General features: G+C 71.1%; 13 protein-coding genes. 12 read left to right on the top strand and 1 reads right to left on the bottom strand.

Annotation, left to right across the window (positions count from 1 at the left end):
* Positions 1-179 precede the first annotated feature (179 nt).
* The 5 genes from V8J36_RS00170 to V8J36_RS00150 all read left to right on the top strand — a co-directional run bounded on the left by V8J36_RS00170 (position 180) and on the right by V8J36_RS00150 (position 8,680).
* Entirely contained in the window at positions 180-3,524 is a 3,345-nt protein-coding gene (locus V8J36_RS00170) for a transglutaminase family protein (RefSeq protein ID WP_336465228.1), read from the top strand.
* 10 nt (positions 3,525-3,534) lie between these two features.
* The gene (locus tag V8J36_RS00165) at positions 3,535-5,910 is read left to right on the top strand and encodes a circularly permuted type 2 ATP-grasp protein (RefSeq protein WP_336465227.1); all 2,376 of its coding nucleotides are present in this window, start codon (positions 3,535-3,537) and stop codon (positions 5,908-5,910) included.
* A 32-nt stretch (positions 5,911-5,942) separates the two neighbouring features.
* Positions 5,943-6,821 (top strand): transglutaminase family protein, encoded by an 879-nt coding sequence (locus tag V8J36_RS00160; RefSeq protein WP_336465226.1) that lies wholly within the window; start codon positions 5,943-5,945, stop codon positions 6,819-6,821.
* Positions 6,822-6,826: 5 nt separating this feature from the next.
* On the top strand, positions 6,827-7,747 hold the full coding sequence (locus V8J36_RS00155) for a LysR family transcriptional regulator (protein ID WP_336465225.1): 921 nt from the start codon (positions 6,827-6,829) through the stop codon (positions 7,745-7,747).
* Positions 7,748-7,852: 105 nt separating this feature from the next.
* On the top strand, positions 7,853-8,680 hold the full coding sequence (locus V8J36_RS00150; RefSeq protein WP_336465224.1) for a VOC family protein: 828 nt from the start codon (positions 7,853-7,855) through the stop codon (positions 8,678-8,680).
* Positions 8,681-8,683: 3 nt separating this feature from the next.
* Here V8J36_RS00150 and V8J36_RS00145 read toward each other — a convergent pair whose 3' ends face one another.
* Positions 8,684-9,103 carry a MarR family winged helix-turn-helix transcriptional regulator gene (locus V8J36_RS00145; protein WP_336465223.1) on the bottom strand — a complete coding sequence of 140 codons (420 nt, stop codon included), beginning with the start codon at positions 9,101-9,103 and terminating at the stop codon, positions 8,684-8,686.
* A 128-nt stretch (positions 9,104-9,231) separates the two neighbouring features.
* Here V8J36_RS00145 and V8J36_RS00140 point away from each other — a divergent pair, with 128 nt between their 5' ends.
* The 7 genes from V8J36_RS00140 to V8J36_RS00110 all read left to right on the top strand — a co-directional run bounded on the left by V8J36_RS00140 (position 9,232) and on the right by V8J36_RS00110 (position 18,501).
* Positions 9,232-10,086, top strand: coding sequence for an FAD binding domain-containing protein (locus tag V8J36_RS00140; protein WP_336465222.1), 855 nt, complete (start codon positions 9,232-9,234; stop codon positions 10,084-10,086).
* Entirely contained in the window at positions 10,083-12,836 is a 2,754-nt protein-coding gene (locus tag V8J36_RS00135) for a molybdopterin-dependent oxidoreductase (protein ID WP_336465221.1), read from the top strand. Before V8J36_RS00140 ends, V8J36_RS00135 begins: the two co-directional genes overlap by 4 nt.
* Entirely contained in the window at positions 12,833-14,314 is a 1,482-nt protein-coding gene (locus V8J36_RS00130) for a 6-hydroxynicotinate reductase (protein WP_336465220.1), read from the top strand. The genes V8J36_RS00135 and V8J36_RS00130 overlap by 4 nt, the downstream gene beginning before the upstream one ends.
* Positions 14,314-15,225, top strand: a complete 912-nt coding sequence (locus V8J36_RS00125; RefSeq protein ID WP_336465219.1) for a UPF0280 family protein — start codon at positions 14,314-14,316, stop codon at positions 15,223-15,225. Before V8J36_RS00130 ends, V8J36_RS00125 begins: the two co-directional genes overlap by 1 nt.
* Positions 15,170-15,751 carry an amino acid synthesis family protein gene (locus V8J36_RS00120; protein WP_336465218.1) on the top strand — a complete coding sequence of 194 codons (582 nt, stop codon included), beginning with the start codon at positions 15,170-15,172 and terminating at the stop codon, positions 15,749-15,751. Before V8J36_RS00125 ends, V8J36_RS00120 begins: the two co-directional genes overlap by 56 nt.
* Positions 15,748-17,088: a hypothetical protein gene (locus V8J36_RS00115; RefSeq protein WP_336465217.1), complete on the top strand. Its 1,341-nt coding sequence runs from the start codon at positions 15,748-15,750 to the stop codon at positions 17,086-17,088. The genes V8J36_RS00120 and V8J36_RS00115 overlap by 4 nt, the downstream gene beginning before the upstream one ends.
* 111 nt (positions 17,089-17,199) lie before the next feature.
* Positions 17,200-18,501 carry an ABC transporter substrate-binding protein gene (locus tag V8J36_RS00110; protein WP_336465216.1) on the top strand — a complete coding sequence of 434 codons (1,302 nt, stop codon included), beginning with the start codon at positions 17,200-17,202 and terminating at the stop codon, positions 18,499-18,501.
* The last annotated feature ends 42 nt before the right edge of the window (positions 18,502-18,543 follow it).

Raw genomic sequence — 18,543 nt, 5'->3', positions numbered from 1 at the left:
CTGCCGGGTCAAAATTTCTGTCAAGGGTGCCGTCGGGGGAGAGCGGGCCGGCGCGGCGGACTGCCGATTTCGAAGGCAGCGGCGCGCGGGTTTCGCCGCGGCTGCGAAACGGGCTGGATGGGTGGGGGAAAAACGTGCAACCGTTAAGACCTACAGGGAATGGCGGGACGGCAGGACACATGTCGATCAAGGCGAGCATCTATCACCTCACGCATTACAAATACGACCGGCCGGTGATCCTCGGACCGCAGGTGATCCGGCTGCGACCGGCGCCGCACAGCCGCACGCGGGTGATCTCGCATTCCTTGCGCGTCGGGCCGAAGCCGCATTTCGTGAACCACCAGCAGGACCCCTGCGGAAACTGGCTGGCGCGCTTCGTCTTCCCGGAACCGGTGACCGAGCTGAAGATCGAGGTCGATCTTGTCGCCGACATGTCGGTCTACAACCCCTTCGATTTCTTCGTCGAGGAGGCGGCGGAAAACTGGCCCTTCGACTACCCGGCCGACCTCGTGCGCGACCTGTCGATCTACCGCCAGCCCGAAGAGGGCGGGCCGCTGTTCGAGAAATGGCTGGCCTCGATCCCGCGCCGCCGGATGCGCACCGTCGATTTCGTCGTCGGCCTGAACGCCCGGATCTCGCAGGAGATCGGCTATGTGATCCGGATGGAGCCGGGCGTGCAGACGCCGGAAGAAACGCTGGAAAAGGCGCTGGCCTCGTGCCGCGATTCCAGTTGGCTCCTGGTCAACACGCTGCGCCACCTGGGCTTCGCCGCGCGCTTCGTCTCGGGCTACCTGATCCAGCTGAAGCCGGACCTGAAGGCGCTCGACGGCCCCTCGGGGACCGAGGTCGACTTCACCGACCTGCACGCCTGGTGCGAGGTCTACCTGCCCGGCGCGGGCTGGATCGGGCTCGATCCCACCTCGGGCCTGCTGACCGGCGAAAGCCACATCCCGCTGGCCGCGACCCCGCATTACCGCAACGCCGCGCCGATCTCTGGCGGCTTCTCGGCCAATGGCACGCCCGAGACCGAATTCGCCTTCGACATGAAGGTGAACCGCGTCGCCGAACACCCGCGCATCACCAAGCCCTTCTCGGATGACGCCTGGGAGGCGCTGAACGCGCTGGGCCGCAAGGTCGACGAACGGCTGCAGGCCGGCGACGTGCGGCTGACGATGGGGGGCGAGCCCACCTTCGTCTCGATCGACGATTTCGAAAGCGCCGAGTGGAACACCGGCGCCGTCGGACCGCAGAAGCGCATCCTCGCCGACCGGCTGATCCGGCGGGTCAAGGACAGCTTCGCCCCGGGCGGCTTCCTGCATTACGGGCAGGGCAAGTGGTACCCAGGCGAAAGCCTGCCGCGCTGGACCTTCTCGCTCTACTGGCGGGCGGATGGCCAGCCGGTCTGGGGCGACACCTCGCTGATCGCGGATGAGGGCGTCGACACCGGCGCGACGCCGATGCAGGCGCAGGAGCTGATGCGCGAGATCGCCTTCGAGCTCGACGTGCCCGAGGATTACGTGATCCCGGCTTTCGAGGACCCGGCCGAATGGCTGGTCAAGGAAGCCCAGCTGCCCGAAAACGTGACGCCCGAGAATTCCAAGCTGGAAGATCCCGAGGCACGCCACCGCATCGCCAAGGTCTTCGACCGCGGCCTGACCGCGCCCGCGGGCTTCGTGCTGCCGGTCCAGCGCTGGCAAAGCCGCGCGGGCGGGCCGGGCTGGCGGTCCGAGCGCTGGCGGCTCAGGCGCGGGCACATGTTCCTGGCGCCCGGCGACAGCCCGGTGGGCTACCGCCTGCCGCTGACCTCTCTGCCCTGGCTCTCGCCGGCGGTCTATCCCTATCACAACCCGGCCGATCCCACGATCGAACGCCCGCCGCTGCCCGACTACGAGCCGGTCGAGGGCGCGAAGGGCGAGCGGCGCACCCAGCCGATGGCCAGCTTCGTGCCCTCGCCCCCGGCGCCGCAGGGCTTCGTGCCGCAGGGCGCGCCCGAGATCGAGGGCTTCGTGCGCACCGCCATCGCGGTCGAGCCGCGCGACGGGTGCCTGTGCATCTTCATGCCGCCGGTCGTCTGGCTGGAGGATTACCTCGACCTGCTGCGCGCGGCCGAGGCCGCGGCGCGGCGCATGGGCCTGAAGGTGCATATCGAGGGCTATGCGCCACCCTGGGACCCGCGCCTGAACGTGATCCGCGTCGCCCCCGATCCGGGTGTGATCGAGGTCAACATCCACCCCGCGCATAACTGGGAGCAGGTCGTCCACACGACCGAGACGCTCTACGAGGACGCGCGTCAGTGCCGCCTTGGCGCCGACAAGTTCATGATCGACGGCAAGCACACCGGCACGGGCGGCGGCAACCATGTCGTCGTGGGCGGGGTCACGCCCAACGACTCGCCCTTCCTGCGCCGGCCGGATCTGCTGAAATCGCTGATCCTGCATTGGAACCGGCACCCCTCGCTCAGCTATCTGTTCTCGGGCCTGTTCATCGGTCCGACCAGCCAAGCCCCGCGCATCGACGAGGCGCGCCACGACAGCCTCTACGAGCTGGAAATCGCGCTGTCGCAGATCCCGGCGCCGGGCTGGGGCGCGCCGCCGATGCCCTGGCTGACCGACCGGCTGCTGCGCAACATCCTGACCGATGTCACCGGCAACACCCACCGCTCGGAAATCTGCATCGACAAGCTCTATTCCCCGGACGGCCCCACCGGCCGCCTCGGCCTTGTCGAGTTCCGCGGCTTCGAGATGCCCCCGAACGCGCGGATGTCGCTTGCCCAGCAACTGCTGATCCGCGCCCTGATCGCGCGGTTCTGGGACAATCCGGCGGGCGGCAGCCTGACGCGCTGGGGCAACCAGCTTTATGACCGCTTCATGCTGCCGCACTACCTGTGGGAAGACTTCCTCGACGTGCTGGCCGACCTGCGCCGCCACGGCTTCGACCTCGACCCGGACTGGTTCAAGGCGCAGGCCGAGTTCCGCTTCCCCTTCTGCGGCGAGGCGGAATACGAGGGCGTCCATCTGGAACTGCGCCAGGCGCTCGAACCCTGGCATGTGCTGGGCGAAACGGGCGCGATCGGCGGCACGGTGCGCTACACCGACAGCTCGACCGAGCGGATGCAGGTCAAGCTGACCGCCGCCGACCCGTCGCGCTACATCGTGACGGTGAACCAGCGCCGGATGCCGCTGCAGAAGACCGCGACCAGCGGCACCGCCGTCGCGGGCGTGCGCTTCAAGGCCTGGCAGCCGGCGGCGGCGATGCAGCCGACGGTGCCGGTGCACGCGCCGCTGACGCTCGACATCTTCGACAGCTGGACGGGGCATGCGCTGGGCGGCTGCACCTACCATGTCGCGCATCCGGGCGGGCGCAGCTATGATACCTTCCCGGTCAATGGCAACGAGGCCGAGGCCCGCAGGCTTGCGCGTTTCGAACCCTTCGGTCATACGCCCGGCGGATATTGGCCCGCGGAGGAACGCGCGCATCCGGAGTTCCCGATGACGCTCGACCTGCGCCGGCCGGCAGGGATCTGACAGGACCAGAATGACACGCGCCGCCCCCTACAAGGACCCCGTCCTGTCCCTTCTCGAAGGGTATGAACGGCTGCCGGGGGCGGCGGACGAACTGCTGGACGGCGCGGGCCAGATCCGCCCGGTCTGGAAGCCCTTCGTGCAGCATCTCGCGCGGCTGCCCAAGGACGTGGTTGCCAGCCGCTTCGCCCGCGGCGACCAGTACCTGCGCGACGCGGGCGTCTTCTACCGGCTGTATTCCGAGGCCGACAGTGCCGAGCGCGCCTGGCCGCTGAGCCATGTGCCGGTGATCGTTCACGAAAAGGAATGGAACGGCATCGCCGCGGGGCTCGCCCAGCGCGCCGAGCTGCTGGAAAAGGTCATTGCCGACCTCTACGGCCCGGCCTCGCTGGTCAGCGACGGCCACCTGCCGCCGCAGCTTGTGGCGCAGAACCCCGAATGGCTGCGCCCGCTGGTGGGCGTGCGCCCGCACGGTGGCCATTTCCTGAACATCGTCGCCTTCGACATCGGCCGCTCGCCGGACGGGTCGTGGTTCGTGATGGGCGACCGGACGCAGGCGCCCTCGGGCGCGGGCTTCGCGCTGGAAAACCGCATGGCGACGGGCCGCGTCTTCTCGGACTTCTTCGCCACCGCGAATGTCGAACGCCTGGCCGCCTTCTTCCGCGCTTTCCGCGATTCGCTGAACGGCCTGCGCCGCAACGACGCCACCCGGGTAGGGATCCTGACCCCCGGCCCGATGAACGACACCTATTACGAACACACCTACATCGCCCGCTACCTCGGCTTCCTGCTTCTGGAAGGCGAGGATCTGGCGGTGCAGGACGGGCAGGTGATGGTGCGCACCGTCGCGGGGCTCAAACCCATCGACGTGCTCTGGCGCCGGCTCGACGCGCGTTTCGCCGACCCGCTGGAACTCAACGGCGCCTCGCGCATCGGCACCCCGGGCCTCGTGGGGGCGGTGCGGGCGGGCCATGTCTCGGTCGTCAACGCGCTGGGCTCGGGCCTGATCGAAAGCCGCGCCTTCCTCGCCTTCCTGCCGCGCATCTGCGAGGTGCTGATGGGCGAGCCGCTGAAGATGCCCAACATCGCCACCTGGTGGTGCGGCCAGAAGACCGAGCGCGACTTCGTCCTGGAAAACACCGACCGGCTGCTGGTCGGCCGGGCCCTGACCAACCGCCTGCCGTTCGAGACCGATCCCAGCGAGGAGGTCGCCCGCAAGGCGCCGCGGCCCTGGATCGAGGAACAGGGCGCGGAACTGGTGGGGCAAGAGGCGGTGACGCTTTCGACCACCCCGGCCTGGGTCGACGGGCATCTGGCGCCGATGCCGATGCTGCTGCGCGCCTTCGCGGTGCGCACGCCCGAAGGCTGGCAGGTGATGCCCGGCGGCTATGCCCGGATCGGCAAGACCCGCGAGGCCTCGGCCATCGCCATGCAGCGCGGCGGCGCCGTGGCCGATGTCTGGGTGGTCTCGGACCGTCCCGTCGCCCCCGACACCAACATCCCGCAGCCCGAGGTCTTCGTGCGCTCGGGCATGGGCGTGCTGCCGTCGCGCGCGGCCGACAACCTCTATTGGCTTGGCCGCTATGTCGAGCGGGTGGAAACCGCGGTGCGCCTGCTGCGCGCCTGGCACCTGCGCATCGCAGAGCCGGGCAGCACCGACCGCCCGCTGATGCGCCGCCTGTCCGAGCATCTGAAGGGGCAGGGCTTCGACCCCGGCCAACCCTTCGCCGACCGGCTGGCCGAACGCGTCGCCGCCGCCCGGGGCTGCGCCAACAAGGTGCGCGACCGCTTCTCGACCGACGGCTATTTCGCGCTGGGCGATCTGGCCGAGGCCGCGGCGCGGATGCGCGGGCGCGACCTGACCGGCGACGACGCGGTGCGCGAGCTGTCGGGCTTCCTGCGCCAGATCGGCGGCTTTTCGGGCCTTGTCCACGAGAACATGTACCGCTTCACCGGCTGGCGCTTCCTGACCATCGGCCGGGCGCTGGAACGTGCCAACTCGATGGCCTGGCTTCTGTCGACCTTCGCCGATCCCGGCGGGCCCGAAGGCGCGCTCGACCTCGCGGTCGAGGTCGGCGACAGCGTGATGACCCATCGGCGGCGCTACACCGTGGCCACCAGCCGTTCGACCGTCATCGACCTGCTGGCGCTCGATGCGCGCAACCCGCGTTCGGTCCTGTTCCAGTTCTCCGAGATGAAGGCGCAGGTGGCCGAGCTTCCGGGGTCCGAAACGCTGGGCCTGATGCCGCGGCTGCCGCGCCGGCTGCTCGAGCTGCACACCGGCATCGCCGTGCTCGGCCCGGACGAGATGACGACCGAACGCCTGCGCGCGCTGCGCGGCGCCACCGCCGATCTTTCGGGCCTGATCGCCGAGACCTACTTCCAGTAGCGTCCGCCCCCCCGGCCGGGGTATGAGGGGCCATGCTCTACGACATCGCCGCCAGCATCGATTACACCTACCAGCAGCCCTCGGCGCTGGGCCGGACCGTGCTGCGGCTGCTGCCGGCCTCGATCCCCGGCGTGCAGCGGCTGATCGCGGGCACGCTGACCGCCCAGCCCCTGTCGGATGAACGCATCGACCGGGTCGACTTCTTCGGCAACGCGGTGACCGAGATCGCCTGGCGCGGCACGGGGCGCGAGGCGCGCTTCAAGGTGCAGGCCCGCGTCGAACGGCTTGCCCGCCCGCCCGAGCTTGACCTCTCGCCGCCGCTCTCGGGCCTCGCCGCCGCGATCCGGGCCTGGCCCGACCTCGGCCCCGAGGCGCCGCACCACTTCCTCGGCCCGTCCGAGCGCGTGCGCCCGACCGCCACGATGACCGCCTTCGCCCGCGATCTCGTCACCCCGCAGATGACGGTGCTGGCGGCGGTCGAGGCGATCGGCCGCGCGCTTTACGAGGACATGCGCTTCGACGCCTCTGCCACCACGGTCGATACCGACCCGATGGAGGCCTTCACCGCCCGCCACGGCGTCTGTCAGGATTTCAGCCACATCATGATCGCCTGCCTGCGAGGGGTCGGCATCCCCGCGGCCTATGTCTCGGGCTATCTGCGCACCCTGCCGCCGCCGGGGCAGGAGCGTCTGGCGGGCGCCGATGCGATGCATGCCTGGGTCCGCGCCTGGTGCGGGCCCGACCTCGGCTGGGTGGAATTCGACCCGACGAACGACCTGCTGGTCGCCGGCGACCACATCCTTGTGGCGGTCGGGCGCGACTATCACGACGTCTCGCCGGTGAAGGGCGTGCTGCGCACCGCCGGGCGGCAGGCCAGCCACCACGGCGTCGACGTGATCCCGCTGGGCTGAGCGCGATGGACCGGCTCGCCTCGGACCGGATGTTCGTGACGGTGATGGAGCTTGGCAGCTTCTCGGCCGCCGCGCGCCGGCTCGGCGTCAGCTCTGGTCAGGCCTCGAAGCTTGTGGCGCGGCTGGAAGAGGATCTGGGCGTGCAGCTCATCACCCGCTCGACCCGCGCACTGTCGCCGACGCTGGCGGGGCAGGAGTATTTCGAGCGGATGCGTCGCGTCCTCGAAGAGATCGAGGCGATCGACCACGAGATCCGCGACGCCGCGGCCGAGCCCGGCGGGCTTTTGCGCCTGACCGTGCCGATCAGCTTTGGCACCGCGGTGCTGGCGCCGGTGCTGACCGAGTTCTCGGCCCGCTTCCCGGCGATCCGCCTGCAGGTCGATTTCTCGGACCGGCTCGCGGCGCTGGTCGACGAGGGGTTCGATCTGGCGGTGCGCATCGGCGCGCCGCGGGATTCGGGCCTGATCGCGCGACGGCTGTGCCCGGTCCGGGTCGGCGTCGTGGGGGCGCCGGCCTATCTGGCGGCCCGCGGGCGGCCCGAGACGCCAGCGGATCTGATCCAGCATGATTGCATCCTTGACGGAAACTTCGCCAATCCCGGCGCCTGGGTGTTCCGCGATCCCGCGACCGGGCGCGAGGCCGGGGTGCCGGTCAGCGGGCGGCTGCAGTTCTCCTCGGCCGAGGCGGTGGCGCAGGCGGCGCTGCGCGGCGCGGGCCTGGCGCGCGGGCCCGATTTCGTGCTCGGCCCGCTGGTGCAATCCGGGGCGCTGGTGCCGCTGCTGGCCGACTGGGATGTCGAGCCGATCCTGCTGCATGCCCTTTATCCCGCCGGCCGCCATCTGCCGGCACGCCTGCGCCGCCTGATCGACCATCTGGTCGAGGCCTTCCGGACGCCGCCGCCCGATTGGCGGATGCAGGCGCCCTGATCCCTTCCGGATCGGAAGAGGTGTTCCGGCAAATGTAGGGGTTATGCGACGGGGACCGAACCGTCATCTTGGGGACAACGAAGCTTGAACCCCGGACCCGCTCCCATGACCGCAACCCTTGCCGCCGCGCACCCGCTGAACACCTCCACCGCCCCCGTCGAGGTCGGCCATGTCGTGCTGACCGTGCGCGATCTCGACGCCGTCGCCGCCTATTACCGCGACGTGATCGGCCTCGACCCGCTCGCCTCTGACGGCGCCACCGCGCGGCTTGGTGCCGGCGGCCGTACGCTGGTCGAGTTGCGCCGCGACGGCGCCGCCCGCATCGCGCCGCGTGGCGAGGCGGGGCTGTTCCACACCGCCTTCCTGATGCCCTCGCGCCGCGACCTTGCCGAATGGCTGAACCGCATCGCGGAACGGCAGATCCCGGTGCAGGGCGCCTCGGACCACCTCGTCAGCGAGGCGATCTATCTGGCCGACCCCGAGGGCAACGGGATCGAGGTCTATGTCGACCGTCCCCGTGCCGACTGGCCGCATGGCCCCGACGGGATCGCGATGGCGACCGAGCCGCTGGACATCCCGGACCTGCTGGCGCAGGCCCGCGGCCCTTGGGCCGGTGCGCCCGAGGAACTGGTGGTGGGCCATGTCCATCTGAAGGTCGGCGACCTGGCGAAGACCGAGGGCTTCTTCGGCAAGACCCTGGGTCTTGACCTCACTACCCGCTATCCTGGCGCGAATTTCTGGGGCTGGGGCGGCTATCACCACCACCTCGCGACCAACATCTGGCAGACCCGCGGCGCGGGCAGCCGGCAGGCAGGCCTGACCGGTCTGGCCGAGGTCGCGCTGCTGGCCGAGCCTGCAGAGGCCCGTCGCCTCGTCGGCGCGACGCTGGTCGATCCCTGGGGGACGGCATTCTCGGTCTCGGAAAAGCGCTGAAGCTCAGACCAGCTTCAGCAGAAGCGTCATCAGCTGGGCCCGCTCGCGTTCCGTCAGCGGGTCCAGGGTCGCCTCGGTCACCTGTGCGGCGCGGGGTTCGGCCAGCTCGTAGCTCATCCGCCCGGCATCGGTCAGCGAGACCGTCAGCCGCCGGCGGTCGTCGGGATCGGGCGAGGTCTGCACGAGCCCCTGCCGGGTCAGCCGGTCCACCACGCCCTTGATCGTCGCCCCATCCATCGCCGTCACCCGGCCCAGATGGTTCTGCGACAAAGGCCCCAGCTCGTGCAGCTTGGCCAAGGTCGTGAACTGGGTGGTCGTCAGCTCGGGGATCGCGGCCGAGAATATCGCGAGGTGGCGCTGCGTCACGCGCCGCAACACGAACCCCACCTGCTCGTCCAAAATGTAACGCGGATCATCGTTCATCACCGCTACATTTAGCGTCAGCGCGCGCCATCGCGCAAGAACGTTGACAGGCGCCGAAGCCGGGGCGCAGGATGTTTGTGCGCATACGATCTGCGCCGTCTCTCCTGTCCTCCCGGGGTGTCGTGTCGATGACCGAGCTTTTCGCCAGGCCTGACCGTCTTGACGCCGCGCTCGCGCTGATGGCTGCGGGCGGGTGGCGGCCGCTGGCGGGGGGCACCGACCTTTACGCGGCGACGCGGGCGGCGCGGCTTGACGGCCCGGTGCTGGACCTGACGGCGATCCCGGCTCTGTGCGGTGTCTCGACCATGCCCGATGGCCTGCGCATCGGCGCTGCGACGCCCTGGGCGACGCTGGCCGCGGCGGACCTGCCGCCCGCGCTCGACATGCTGCGTGCGGCCGCGCGCGAGGTGGGCGGGCGTCAGGTGCAGGCGCGGGGCACGATCGGCGGCAACCTCTGCAATGCCTCGCCCGCCGCGGATGGCGTGCCGCCGCTGCTTGCCGCCGGGGCAGAGGTCGAGCTTGCCTCGACCGCCGGCACCCGCCGCCTGCCGCTGGCCGCCTTCTTGCTGGGCCCGCGCCGCACGGCGCTGGCCGCAGGCGAACTGCTGACCGCGGTCCTGATCCCGGCCGAGGGGCTGCAGGGCCGCTCGGCCTTCCTCAAGCTGGGCGCGCGGGCGCATCTGGTGATCTCGATCGCGATGGTCGCGGTGCGGGTGGTGATCGAGGGCGACCGCATCGCCCGTGCCGCCGTCGCCGTCGGCGCCTGCTCGGCCACCGCCTGCCGGCTGCCTGCTGTAGAGGCCGCACTGGTGGGGCAGGGGCAGGCGGGGCCGCGCTTCGATCCGGCGCTGGTGACCGCGGCGCTTTCGCCGCTCGACGACATCCGCGCCACCGCCGCCTACCGCCGCGAGGCCGCCGCCGAATTGGTCGCCCGCGCCCTCTCTGCCGCCCTCGCCGCCGCCCGCCCGGAGCCCGCGCTATGAACCGCCCCACGCCTCCGGTGCCGATGCTGACAGTGAACGGCACGGCGCGTCCCGTGACGGGCGATCCGCGCCGTCGCCTGTCCGAGGTGCTGCGCGAGGATCTGGGCCTGACCGGCACCAAGGTCGGCTGCGACGCTGGCGATTGCGGGGCCTGCACGGTGCTGGTCGACGGCGCGCCGGTCTGCGCCTGCCTGACCGCGGCGGGACAGGTGACGGGCGCCCGGATCACCACCGTTGAAGGTCTGGCCGAGGATGGCGGCCTGTCGCGCCTGCAGGCAAGCTTCCTGCGCCATGGGGCCGCGCAATGCGGGATCTGCACGCCCGGGATGCTGATGGCGGCCTCGGCGCTGCTCGCCGCCACCCCGCGCCCGAGCCGGGCCGAGGCCGAGGCGGCGCTGGGCGGCGTCCTGTGCCGCTGCACGGGCTATGCCAAGATCATCGCCGCCGTCTGCGACGCGCATCGCGACGACATGCCTGAGACGGCACCCGCGCCCGGCACCGCGGTCGGCGCGCGGGTCCGGCGGCTGGACGGCACGCCGAAGGTCACCGGCACCGACAGCTTCGGCGCGGACGATTCCCCCGAGGGCGCCCTGCTGCTGGTTGCGGTCCGCTCTCCGCATTTCCACGCCCGCTTCACCTTCGGCGACCTCGCGGGCTTCGCCGCGCGCCCCGGCGTCGCCGGGGTCTGGACCGCCGCCGACATTCCGGGCGTGAATCGTTTCGGCGTGATCCCGGCCTTCGCCGACCAGCCGGCGCTGGCCGAGGGCACCGCGCGGCTGCGCGGCGAGGCGGTGGCGCTGGTGGCCTTCGAGCCGGGCATCGAGCCTGACGTCTCGGCCTTCCCGGTGGCATGGGAGGTGCTGCCGCACGAACTCGACCCCGAGGCCGCGGCGACCGAGGGCGCGGCGCTGGTCCATACCGACCGTCCCGGCAACCACCTGACGCAGGGCTTCGTGAAGCGCGGCGATGCCGCGGCGGCACTCGCGGCCTCGGCCCATGTCGCCGAGGCGCGGTTCGAGACCGCCTTCGTCGAACATGCCTATATCGAGCCCGAGGCCGGCAGCGCCTGGATGGAGGGCGAGACGCTGGTGATCCGCGCCTGCACGCAGGCCCCGGTGATGGATCAGGAAGAGACCGCGAAGATCCTCGGTCTGCCGAAAGCGCGGGTGCGGATCATCCCCTCGGCGGTGGGCGGCGGCTTCGGCTCGAAGCTCGACGTCTCGCTGCAGCCCTATCTGGGTCTGGTGACGCTGGCCACGGGCCGGTCGACGCGGATGACCTACACGCGGTGGGAGTCGATGACCTCGACCACCAAGCGCCACCCGGCGCGGATTTCGGTGCGGATCGGCTGCGATGCGCAGGGCCGGATCACCGCGCTCGACTTCGACGGGATCTTCGACACCGGCGTCTATGCCAGCTGGGGCCCGACGGTGGCGAACCGGGTGCCGGTGCATGCGACCGGCCCCTATCGCACGCCCGCGGTCCTTGCCCGCGCCCGCGCCATCCATACCAACGGCCCCTCGGCCGGGGCCTTCCGCGGCTTCGGCGTGCCGCAATCCGCGATCGCGCAGGAGTTGCTCTATGACCGCCTTGCCGCCGCGACCGGGATCGACCGGCTGCAGTTCCGGCTGCGGAACGCTTATGTGCCGGGCGACCTGACCGCCACCGGCCAGCGTCTTGCCGCGCCGGGCATCCAAGAGTGTCTCACCGCGCTCGCCCCCCATTGGGACCGCGCGCTGCAACGGGCCGCCGCGGCCAATGCCGAGGCCGAGGCCACGGGCAGCCCGCTGCGCCGGGGCGTCGGTGTCGCCTCGTGCTGGTATGGCTGCGGCAACACCTCGCTGCCGAACCCCTCGACGATCCGCGTGGGGATCACCCCCGCGGGCCGGGTGGTGCTGCATCAGGGCGCGACCGACATCGGGCAGGGCTCGAACACGGTGATCGCGCAGATCTGCGCCGATGCGCTGGGCCTGCCGCTGGCCGCCTTCGACCTGATCGGGCCGGACACCGCGCTGACGCCGGATGCGGGCAAGACCTCGGCCTCGCGCCAGACCTTCGTCTCGGGCCGGGCCGCGCAGGCCGCGGGCGCGGCGCTGCGGGCCGAGATCCTGCGCGCGGCCGGCGTGAACGGCGCGGCAGAGCTGCGGCTCGACGGTGCCGCGCTGGTCGTGACCGGCCAGACCGAGCACCGGATCGACCTTGCCGCGCTGCCGTCCGATGCCCGCGGCTATGCGCTGAGCGCCGAGGAAAGCTATGACCCGCCGACCGCGCCGCTCGACGCGAACGGTCAGGGCATCCCCTACGCCGTCTACGGCTACGGCGCGCAGATGGCAGAGGTCGCGGTCGACATCCGCCTTGGCACCGTGAAAGTGCTGCACATGACCGCCGCCCATGACCTCGGCCGGGTCATCAACCCGCTTCTGGCCGAGGGGCAGATCGAGGGCGGCATCGCGCAGGGCCTCGGCCTCGCGCTGATGGAGGAATACCTGCCGGGCCGGACAGAGAACCTGCACGACTACCTGATCCCCACCACCGGCGACATGCCCGAGGTCACCTCGTTGCTGGTCGAGGTGCCGGACCCCGAGGGGCCCTTCGGCGCGCGGGGCCTTGGCGAGCATGTGCTGATCCCGACCGCGCCCGCGATCCTGAACGCGATCACCCATGCCACCGGGGCCGAGATCACCCGCGTTCCGGCGCTGCCCCACCGCGTGCTGGCCGCGATCCGCAAGGCCGAGGAGGCGCGCCGATGACCCCCGAGGATCTGCCCGACGCCCCCGCCAGCCGCGCCGAGGCGCGGGCCGAGAAGCTGCGCTGCGACGCCTGCCCGGTGATGTGCTACATCGCCCCCGGCCAGACCGGCGCCTGCGACCGCTATGCCAACGCCGGCGGCCGCATCGTGCGCACCGACCCGGTGGTGATGCTGTCCAAGGCGCTGGAGGGCGGCGCGCGGATCGTGCCGTTCGCCGGGGCCGAATGGCGCGACGGCATGGTCCCCGCCGACACAGTCGTCACCGGCATCGGCTCGGGCACCACCTATCCCGACTTCAAGCCCGCGCCCTTCATCGTCTCGGCCGAGGTCGAGGGCGCGGACATGGTCACCGTGGTGACCGAGGCGATCTTCTCCTACTGCGGGGTCAAGGTGAAGATCGACACCGACCGCCACCTCGGCGCCGAGGGCGCGGCCGTGCGCGCCGCGGGCGAGGTCGTGGGCCATGTCACCACCGCCGAATACGGCAGCCAGATGCTGTCGCTGGGCGGCGTCTCGCACCTGACCGGCCATTCCAAGGCCGAGGGTCGCGCGACCTGTGCAGCCCTTCTGGCGCTGTGCAACCGCGAGGCGGTCGAGCTGACCATCGACGGCGGCTCGACCGTGGTGGTGCAGGCGGGCCGCGCGCCGATCGTCGACGGCGTGACCGAGCGGCGGATGCGCGTCGGCTGCGGCTCGGCCACGATCGGGATGTTCGCCGCCGAGTGGCAGGGGCTGGTCGACGAGGTGGTGGTGGTCGACGACCACATCACCGGCGTGGTCAGCGAGCATCAGGCCGGCAAGGTGATCGGCTGGCCTGACACCGGGATCAAGATCCTCGGCCACCGCTCGACGCCGGGGCGCTACTTCCGCGTCTCGGAGCCGGGGCTGGGCTGGGGCGGCACGCAGATCTCGGACCCGCTGCAGATCCTCGGGCCGTGGAATGCGCGCAAGGGCGCGCGGCCGGGGCTGCGGCTGCTGATGGTGTCGACCACCGGCGAGGACTGGGGCTATTACGAACTCGACACGGACCTCGTGCCGCAGCCCGCGTCCTTGCCCGCGGCGCTGGTGCAGGCGGTCGAGGTCATCGCCGAGAATTGCGAGCCCTCGCTCTGCACCGTGCTCTTCGTCGGCGGGGCGGGGGGCAGCCTGCGCGCGGGCGTGGTGCGCAACCCGGTGCGGCTGACGCGCTCGGTGCAGGGGCGCGAGACGCGGCTGACCTCGGGCGGGGCCGAGGTCTTCGTCTGGCCCGGCGGCGGCATCACCTTCATGGTCGACGTGACGTCCCTGCCCGAGGGCGCCTTCGGCTCGGTGCCGACACCGGCGATGGTCGCGCCCTTGGAATTCACCCTGCCGCGTGCGGCCTATCTGGCGATGGGCGGGCACGAGGCCGCGATCCGCACCCTGTCCGAGGTGATGGCCGAGGGCGGTGAATACCCCACCGCCGCGCGGATCGAGCGCGACCCCGCGGACCGCGGCTGATGGGCCCCGCCGTGCGGCTTCTGCCCGACGGGCGACGGCTGCACCTGAACCACGGGCCGATCGACGTGATCCTTGAACTCTGGGGGGCCCCCGCCGCCGTGGCCGAGGGGCGGGCCCGCGCCACGCAGGCGCTCGAGGGGCTGCTCGAGGCGCTGGTGGCCGAACTGCCCGCCCTGCGCAGCGCCGATCCGGGGCCGCTGACCCATCCGGTCGCGCACGCCATGGCGGCGGCGGTCGCGCCCTATCGCCCGGCCTTCGTCACGCCGATGGCCGCGGTCGCTGGCGCGGTGGCCGACCACCTGCTGGCCGCGGCTGTGGCAGGCGGCGCCATCGCGAAGGGCTATGCAAACAACGGCGGCGACATCGCGCTGCATCTTGCGCCGGGGGAAAGCCTGACCGCGGCCATCGCGGCGCGCCCGGGCCTGCCGGACCGCGTGACGGTCCGCGCCGCGGACCCGGTGCGCGGCATTGCCACCTCGGGCCGGGGCGGGCGCAGCCAGTCGCTGGGCATCGCCGATGCGGTGACGGTGCTGGCCGCCACAGCCGCCCGCGCCGATGCGGCGGCGACGATGATCGCCAATGCCGTGGACCTGCCCGGCCATCCCGCCGTCACCCGCCGCCCGGCCTGCGAGGTGAAGGCCGACAGCGATCTGGGCGCGCGCCCGGTGACGGTCGCGGTGGGGCCGCTGTCGCCCGCGGATCGCGCCCGGGCGCTGGCCCGGGGGCGCGCCTTCGCGGACGGCCTTGTCGCCTGTCACCGCATTGAAGGTGCGGCGCTTTTCCTTCAGGGTGCCGCCGAGGTCGCCGGCCGCTGCCCGCTGTCACTGCCCGCGACCAACCAGGGAGAGGCCGGCCATGTCGCGTTTCGAGATCCGCAAGATCACCACGCTTGTCGAGGAGATCCGCCATGACGGCGGCCCGGCGCCCGCCACGCCGCGGCTGCGCGCCGCGATCCTCGCGCAGGTGAAGAACCCCTTCGCCGGCGGCTACCACGCCGATCTGCAGCCGGCGATGGACGAACTGAAGCCCCTGGGCCTGATGATGTCCGAACGCCTGATCGCGGCCCTGGGCGGGCGCGAGGGCATCGACGGCTACGGCAAGGGCGCGATCGTCGGCGCGGGCGGCGAGATCGAGCATGGCGCGCTCTGGCACGTACCCGGCGGCTATTCGATGCGCGAGCATCTGGGCGAAAGCCGCGCCATCGTGCCCTCGGCGATGAAGCTCGGGGCGATGGGCGCCAGCCTCGACGTGCCGCTCGGCCATATCAACGCCGCCTATGTCCGCAGCCATTTCGACGCGATGACCGTCAGCCTGCCCGACGGCCCCCGTGCCGACGAGATCGTCTTCGCGCTGGTCATGGCGAAGGGCGGGCGCATCCACAGCCGGATGGGCGGGCTCGAGGCCTGGGACGTGAAGGGGCAGGACGGCCTTCGGTGAGGGCAGGCCTCGCGCTTCTTGTCGCGCTGATCCCCGGCGCGGCCTTCGCCCATGCCGCGGAACGGATGGTGATCCAGACCCTGCCGACCGGCTGGTCGATCCTCGGCGCGGGTCTGGTGGTGGCGCTGACCGGCCTGCTGGCGCTCGTCCGCCTGCCGCGCCTTGCGGCCCGACACCTTGGCAGCCTGCGGCTTCTGCCCCGCGCCGCCACCAGCTGGATCGCCGCCGCAGGTTGGGCGCTGCTGATCGCCGTGGGCTTTCTGGGCAGCCGCGACCCCTTCGCGAATCTGCTGCCGATGACGCTCTGGGTGCTGGTCTGGGTCGGGCTGACACTGGCCTCGCTGGTCTTCGGCGACCTCTGGCGCCCCTGGCAGCCTTGGTACGGCCCGGCGCGCGCCCTGCGCCGGCTGATCGGCTGGCAGGGCAGGGTGGGGATCTCGCGCCTTGGCCACTGGCCGGCGGTCATCGGCTATTTCGGCTTCGCCTGGCTCGAGATCGTCTCGCTTGCCCCCGCCGATCCCGCCGGCCTCGCCCGTGTCGTCCTCGCCTATGCCCTCGTGATCCTCGCCCTGAGCGTTGCCGAGGGCGAGGACTGGCCCGACCGCGGCGAGGCGCTGAGCCTCTACTTCGCCCTCGTCTCGAAGGTCGCGCCGGTCTGGCGCGAGGGGGCGACCTGGCGCGCGGGTCCGCCCGGCACGCAGATCACCGCGATGTCCGCGCTGCCGCTGTCCGCCGCCGCCTTCGTGACGCTGGTGCTGGCCGGCGTCAGCTTCGACGGCCTGTCCGAGACCTTCTGGTGGCTCGCCCGGATCGGGATCAACCCGCTGGAATTCCCCGGCCGCTCGGCGGTGCAATGGCAGAACACCGCGGGACTCGCGGCGATGTGGGCCGCCTGTGCCGGCTCGGTCGCGCTGGCGGTGGGACTTGGCCGCGCGCTCGGCCATCGCGGCCTTGCCGGGCCGGTGTTGCTGTCCTTCCTGCCGATCGCCGCGGGCTATCATAGCGCGCATTACCTCGTCGCGCTGCTGACGCAGGGCCAATACGCGCTCTCGGCCCTGAACGATCCGCTCGACCGCGGCTGGGCACTGCTCGGCCTGCCGCAGCATTGGGAGCGTTTCGGCTTCCTCGCCGACCGCACCGGGGTGACGCTGGTCTGGGCGGTGCAGATCGCGGCGATCCTCGGCGCGCATGTGCTCGCCGTGCTGCTGACCTCGGTTCTGGATGCAAAAACGCCTTCAGGGCCGGAAAAGGTGCTTTCGCATCTTCCGGTCACCACGGTGATGGTGATTTATACGGCGCTGGGACTGTGGCTGCTTTCCACACCGACCGGCGCCTGAATCACTGGACAGATCATTTGCACACGCACAACCTGTCTGCAAGGCCCCACGGAACAGAGGCGCCGCCCGGGCCACCGCATCGCGGGGCTCCATGCAACAGCGAGGATCAAGATGACGTCTTCCCTGCTCGGCACGACACCGACCTTACTGAAACCTTCGCGGCGCGCGGTGCTGGGCGGCTTGGCCGGCGGCGCGGCGGCGCTCGCCCTGCCGGCGCGATTCGCCTCGGCGCAAAGCGCCGCGCCGATCAAGCTCGGCGTCCAGCTGCACCGCACCGGCATCGGCGCGGCCTACGGGCGCTGGTACGAGCGCACCGCGCAGGCGGCGCTGAAGGCGGTGAACGACGCCGGCGGCATCAACGGCCGCCCGGTCGAGATCGCCTTCGAGGATGACGGCACCGACCCGAAACGCGGCGCCGAGGTGATCGAGAAGCTCGCCAGCCAACAGAACTGCGACCTGATCTTCGGCCCGCTCTTCAGCCATGTCGTCATGGGCTCGGCCCCCCGCGCGGGCGAGCTGAAGATCCCCTATCTCGTCTGCTCGGAAGGCCATCACGTGGCCTCTGGCAAGCTGAACCGCTGGACCCTGCAGCCGGGCATCACCGACGTCAAAAGCCAGGTGAAGGCGATGGCGCCCTGGATCGCCTCGACGCTGGGCAAGAAGGTCACGATGATCTTCCCCGACTACGCCTTCGGCTATGACCACCGCGACAACTTCGTCCCGGCGATCAAGGAAGCCGGCGGCGAAGTGGCCGAGCTGATCGCGATCCCGCCGACCGAGACCTCGTTCACCCGCTACCTGCCGCGGATTCCCGCCGACACCGATGTCATATACCACGTCATGATCGGCCCCTCGGTGCTGACCTTCGTGCGCGAGCTTGGCGAATTCTTCGGCTCGGGCGACCGGCCCGAGATCTTCGGCTTCATCGACAGCCTCGAAGCGGTGGCGATCGACAGCCCCGGTCTCGAATTCCTCGAGGGCACGCATTTCTGGGAAGGCAATCCGCGCTACCAGCAGGCCGATGCCGACGGGATCGAGACCGGCTTCCGCGCCGCCGTCGGCGTCGATGCCAAGGGCGCGAGCCTCGCCGACCCGAAGGACGTCTCGACCTATGCCCATATGTTCTCGGTCTGGGAGACGCTGCACGTGATCAAGGCCGGGATGGAGGCCGCCGGCTATCAGTCGAGCGCCGACCGCCAGAAGTTCGTCGAGGCACTGGAGGCGATGACCGACATGCCCCGCTCGGCCGCGCATCCGCAGGGCGACAAGGTGTTCAATGGCAAGACCCACCAGGCCTTCGGCCACCAGTACATCTCGAAGGTCGAGGGCGGGAAACTCGTCAAGGTCCATGCCACCGCGATCGAGGACGGGTTCTACCCCGACGAGGTCGACTACACCTCCATGTCCTTCTGATTTCGCATTGGTCCAAATATCCCACGGGGGTGCGGGGGTGTG

Source organism: Frigidibacter sp. MR17.14 (genome assembly GCF_037095735.1).
Lineage (GTDB): Bacteria > Pseudomonadota > Alphaproteobacteria > Rhodobacterales > Rhodobacteraceae > Frigidibacter.
This window is presented reverse-complemented; position numbering and strand designations above follow the sequence as displayed.

Excerpts from the sequence above, each read along its gene's own strand:
- V8J36_RS00155 (WP_336465225.1), top strand. The coding sequence starts at position 6,827 with ATGGACCGGCTCGCCTCGGACCGGATGTTCGTGACGGTGATGGAGCTT.
- V8J36_RS00110 (WP_336465216.1), top strand. The coding sequence starts at position 17,200 with ATGACGTCTTCCCTGCTCGGCACGACACCGACCTTACTGAAACCTTCG.
- V8J36_RS00160 (WP_336465226.1), top strand. The coding sequence starts at position 5,943 with ATGCTCTACGACATCGCCGCCAGCATCGATTACACCTACCAGCAGCCC.
- V8J36_RS00120 (WP_336465218.1), top strand. The coding sequence starts at position 15,170 with ATGTCGCGTTTCGAGATCCGCAAGATCACCACGCTTGTCGAGGAGATC.
- V8J36_RS00140 (WP_336465222.1), top strand. The coding sequence starts at position 9,232 with ATGACCGAGCTTTTCGCCAGGCCTGACCGTCTTGACGCCGCGCTCGCG.
- V8J36_RS00170 (WP_336465228.1), top strand. The coding sequence starts at position 180 with ATGTCGATCAAGGCGAGCATCTATCACCTCACGCATTACAAATACGAC.
- V8J36_RS00165 (WP_336465227.1), top strand. The coding sequence starts at position 3,535 with ATGACACGCGCCGCCCCCTACAAGGACCCCGTCCTGTCCCTTCTCGAA.
- V8J36_RS00135 (WP_336465221.1), top strand. The coding sequence starts at position 10,083 with ATGAACCGCCCCACGCCTCCGGTGCCGATGCTGACAGTGAACGGCACG.
- V8J36_RS00145 (WP_336465223.1), bottom strand. The coding sequence starts at position 9,103 with ATGAACGATGATCCGCGTTACATTTTGGACGAGCAGGTGGGGTTCGTG.
- V8J36_RS00130 (WP_336465220.1), top strand. The coding sequence starts at position 12,833 with ATGACCCCCGAGGATCTGCCCGACGCCCCCGCCAGCCGCGCCGAGGCG.
- V8J36_RS00125 (WP_336465219.1), top strand. The coding sequence starts at position 14,314 with ATGGGCCCCGCCGTGCGGCTTCTGCCCGACGGGCGACGGCTGCACCTG.
- V8J36_RS00150 (WP_336465224.1), top strand. The coding sequence starts at position 7,853 with ATGACCGCAACCCTTGCCGCCGCGCACCCGCTGAACACCTCCACCGCC.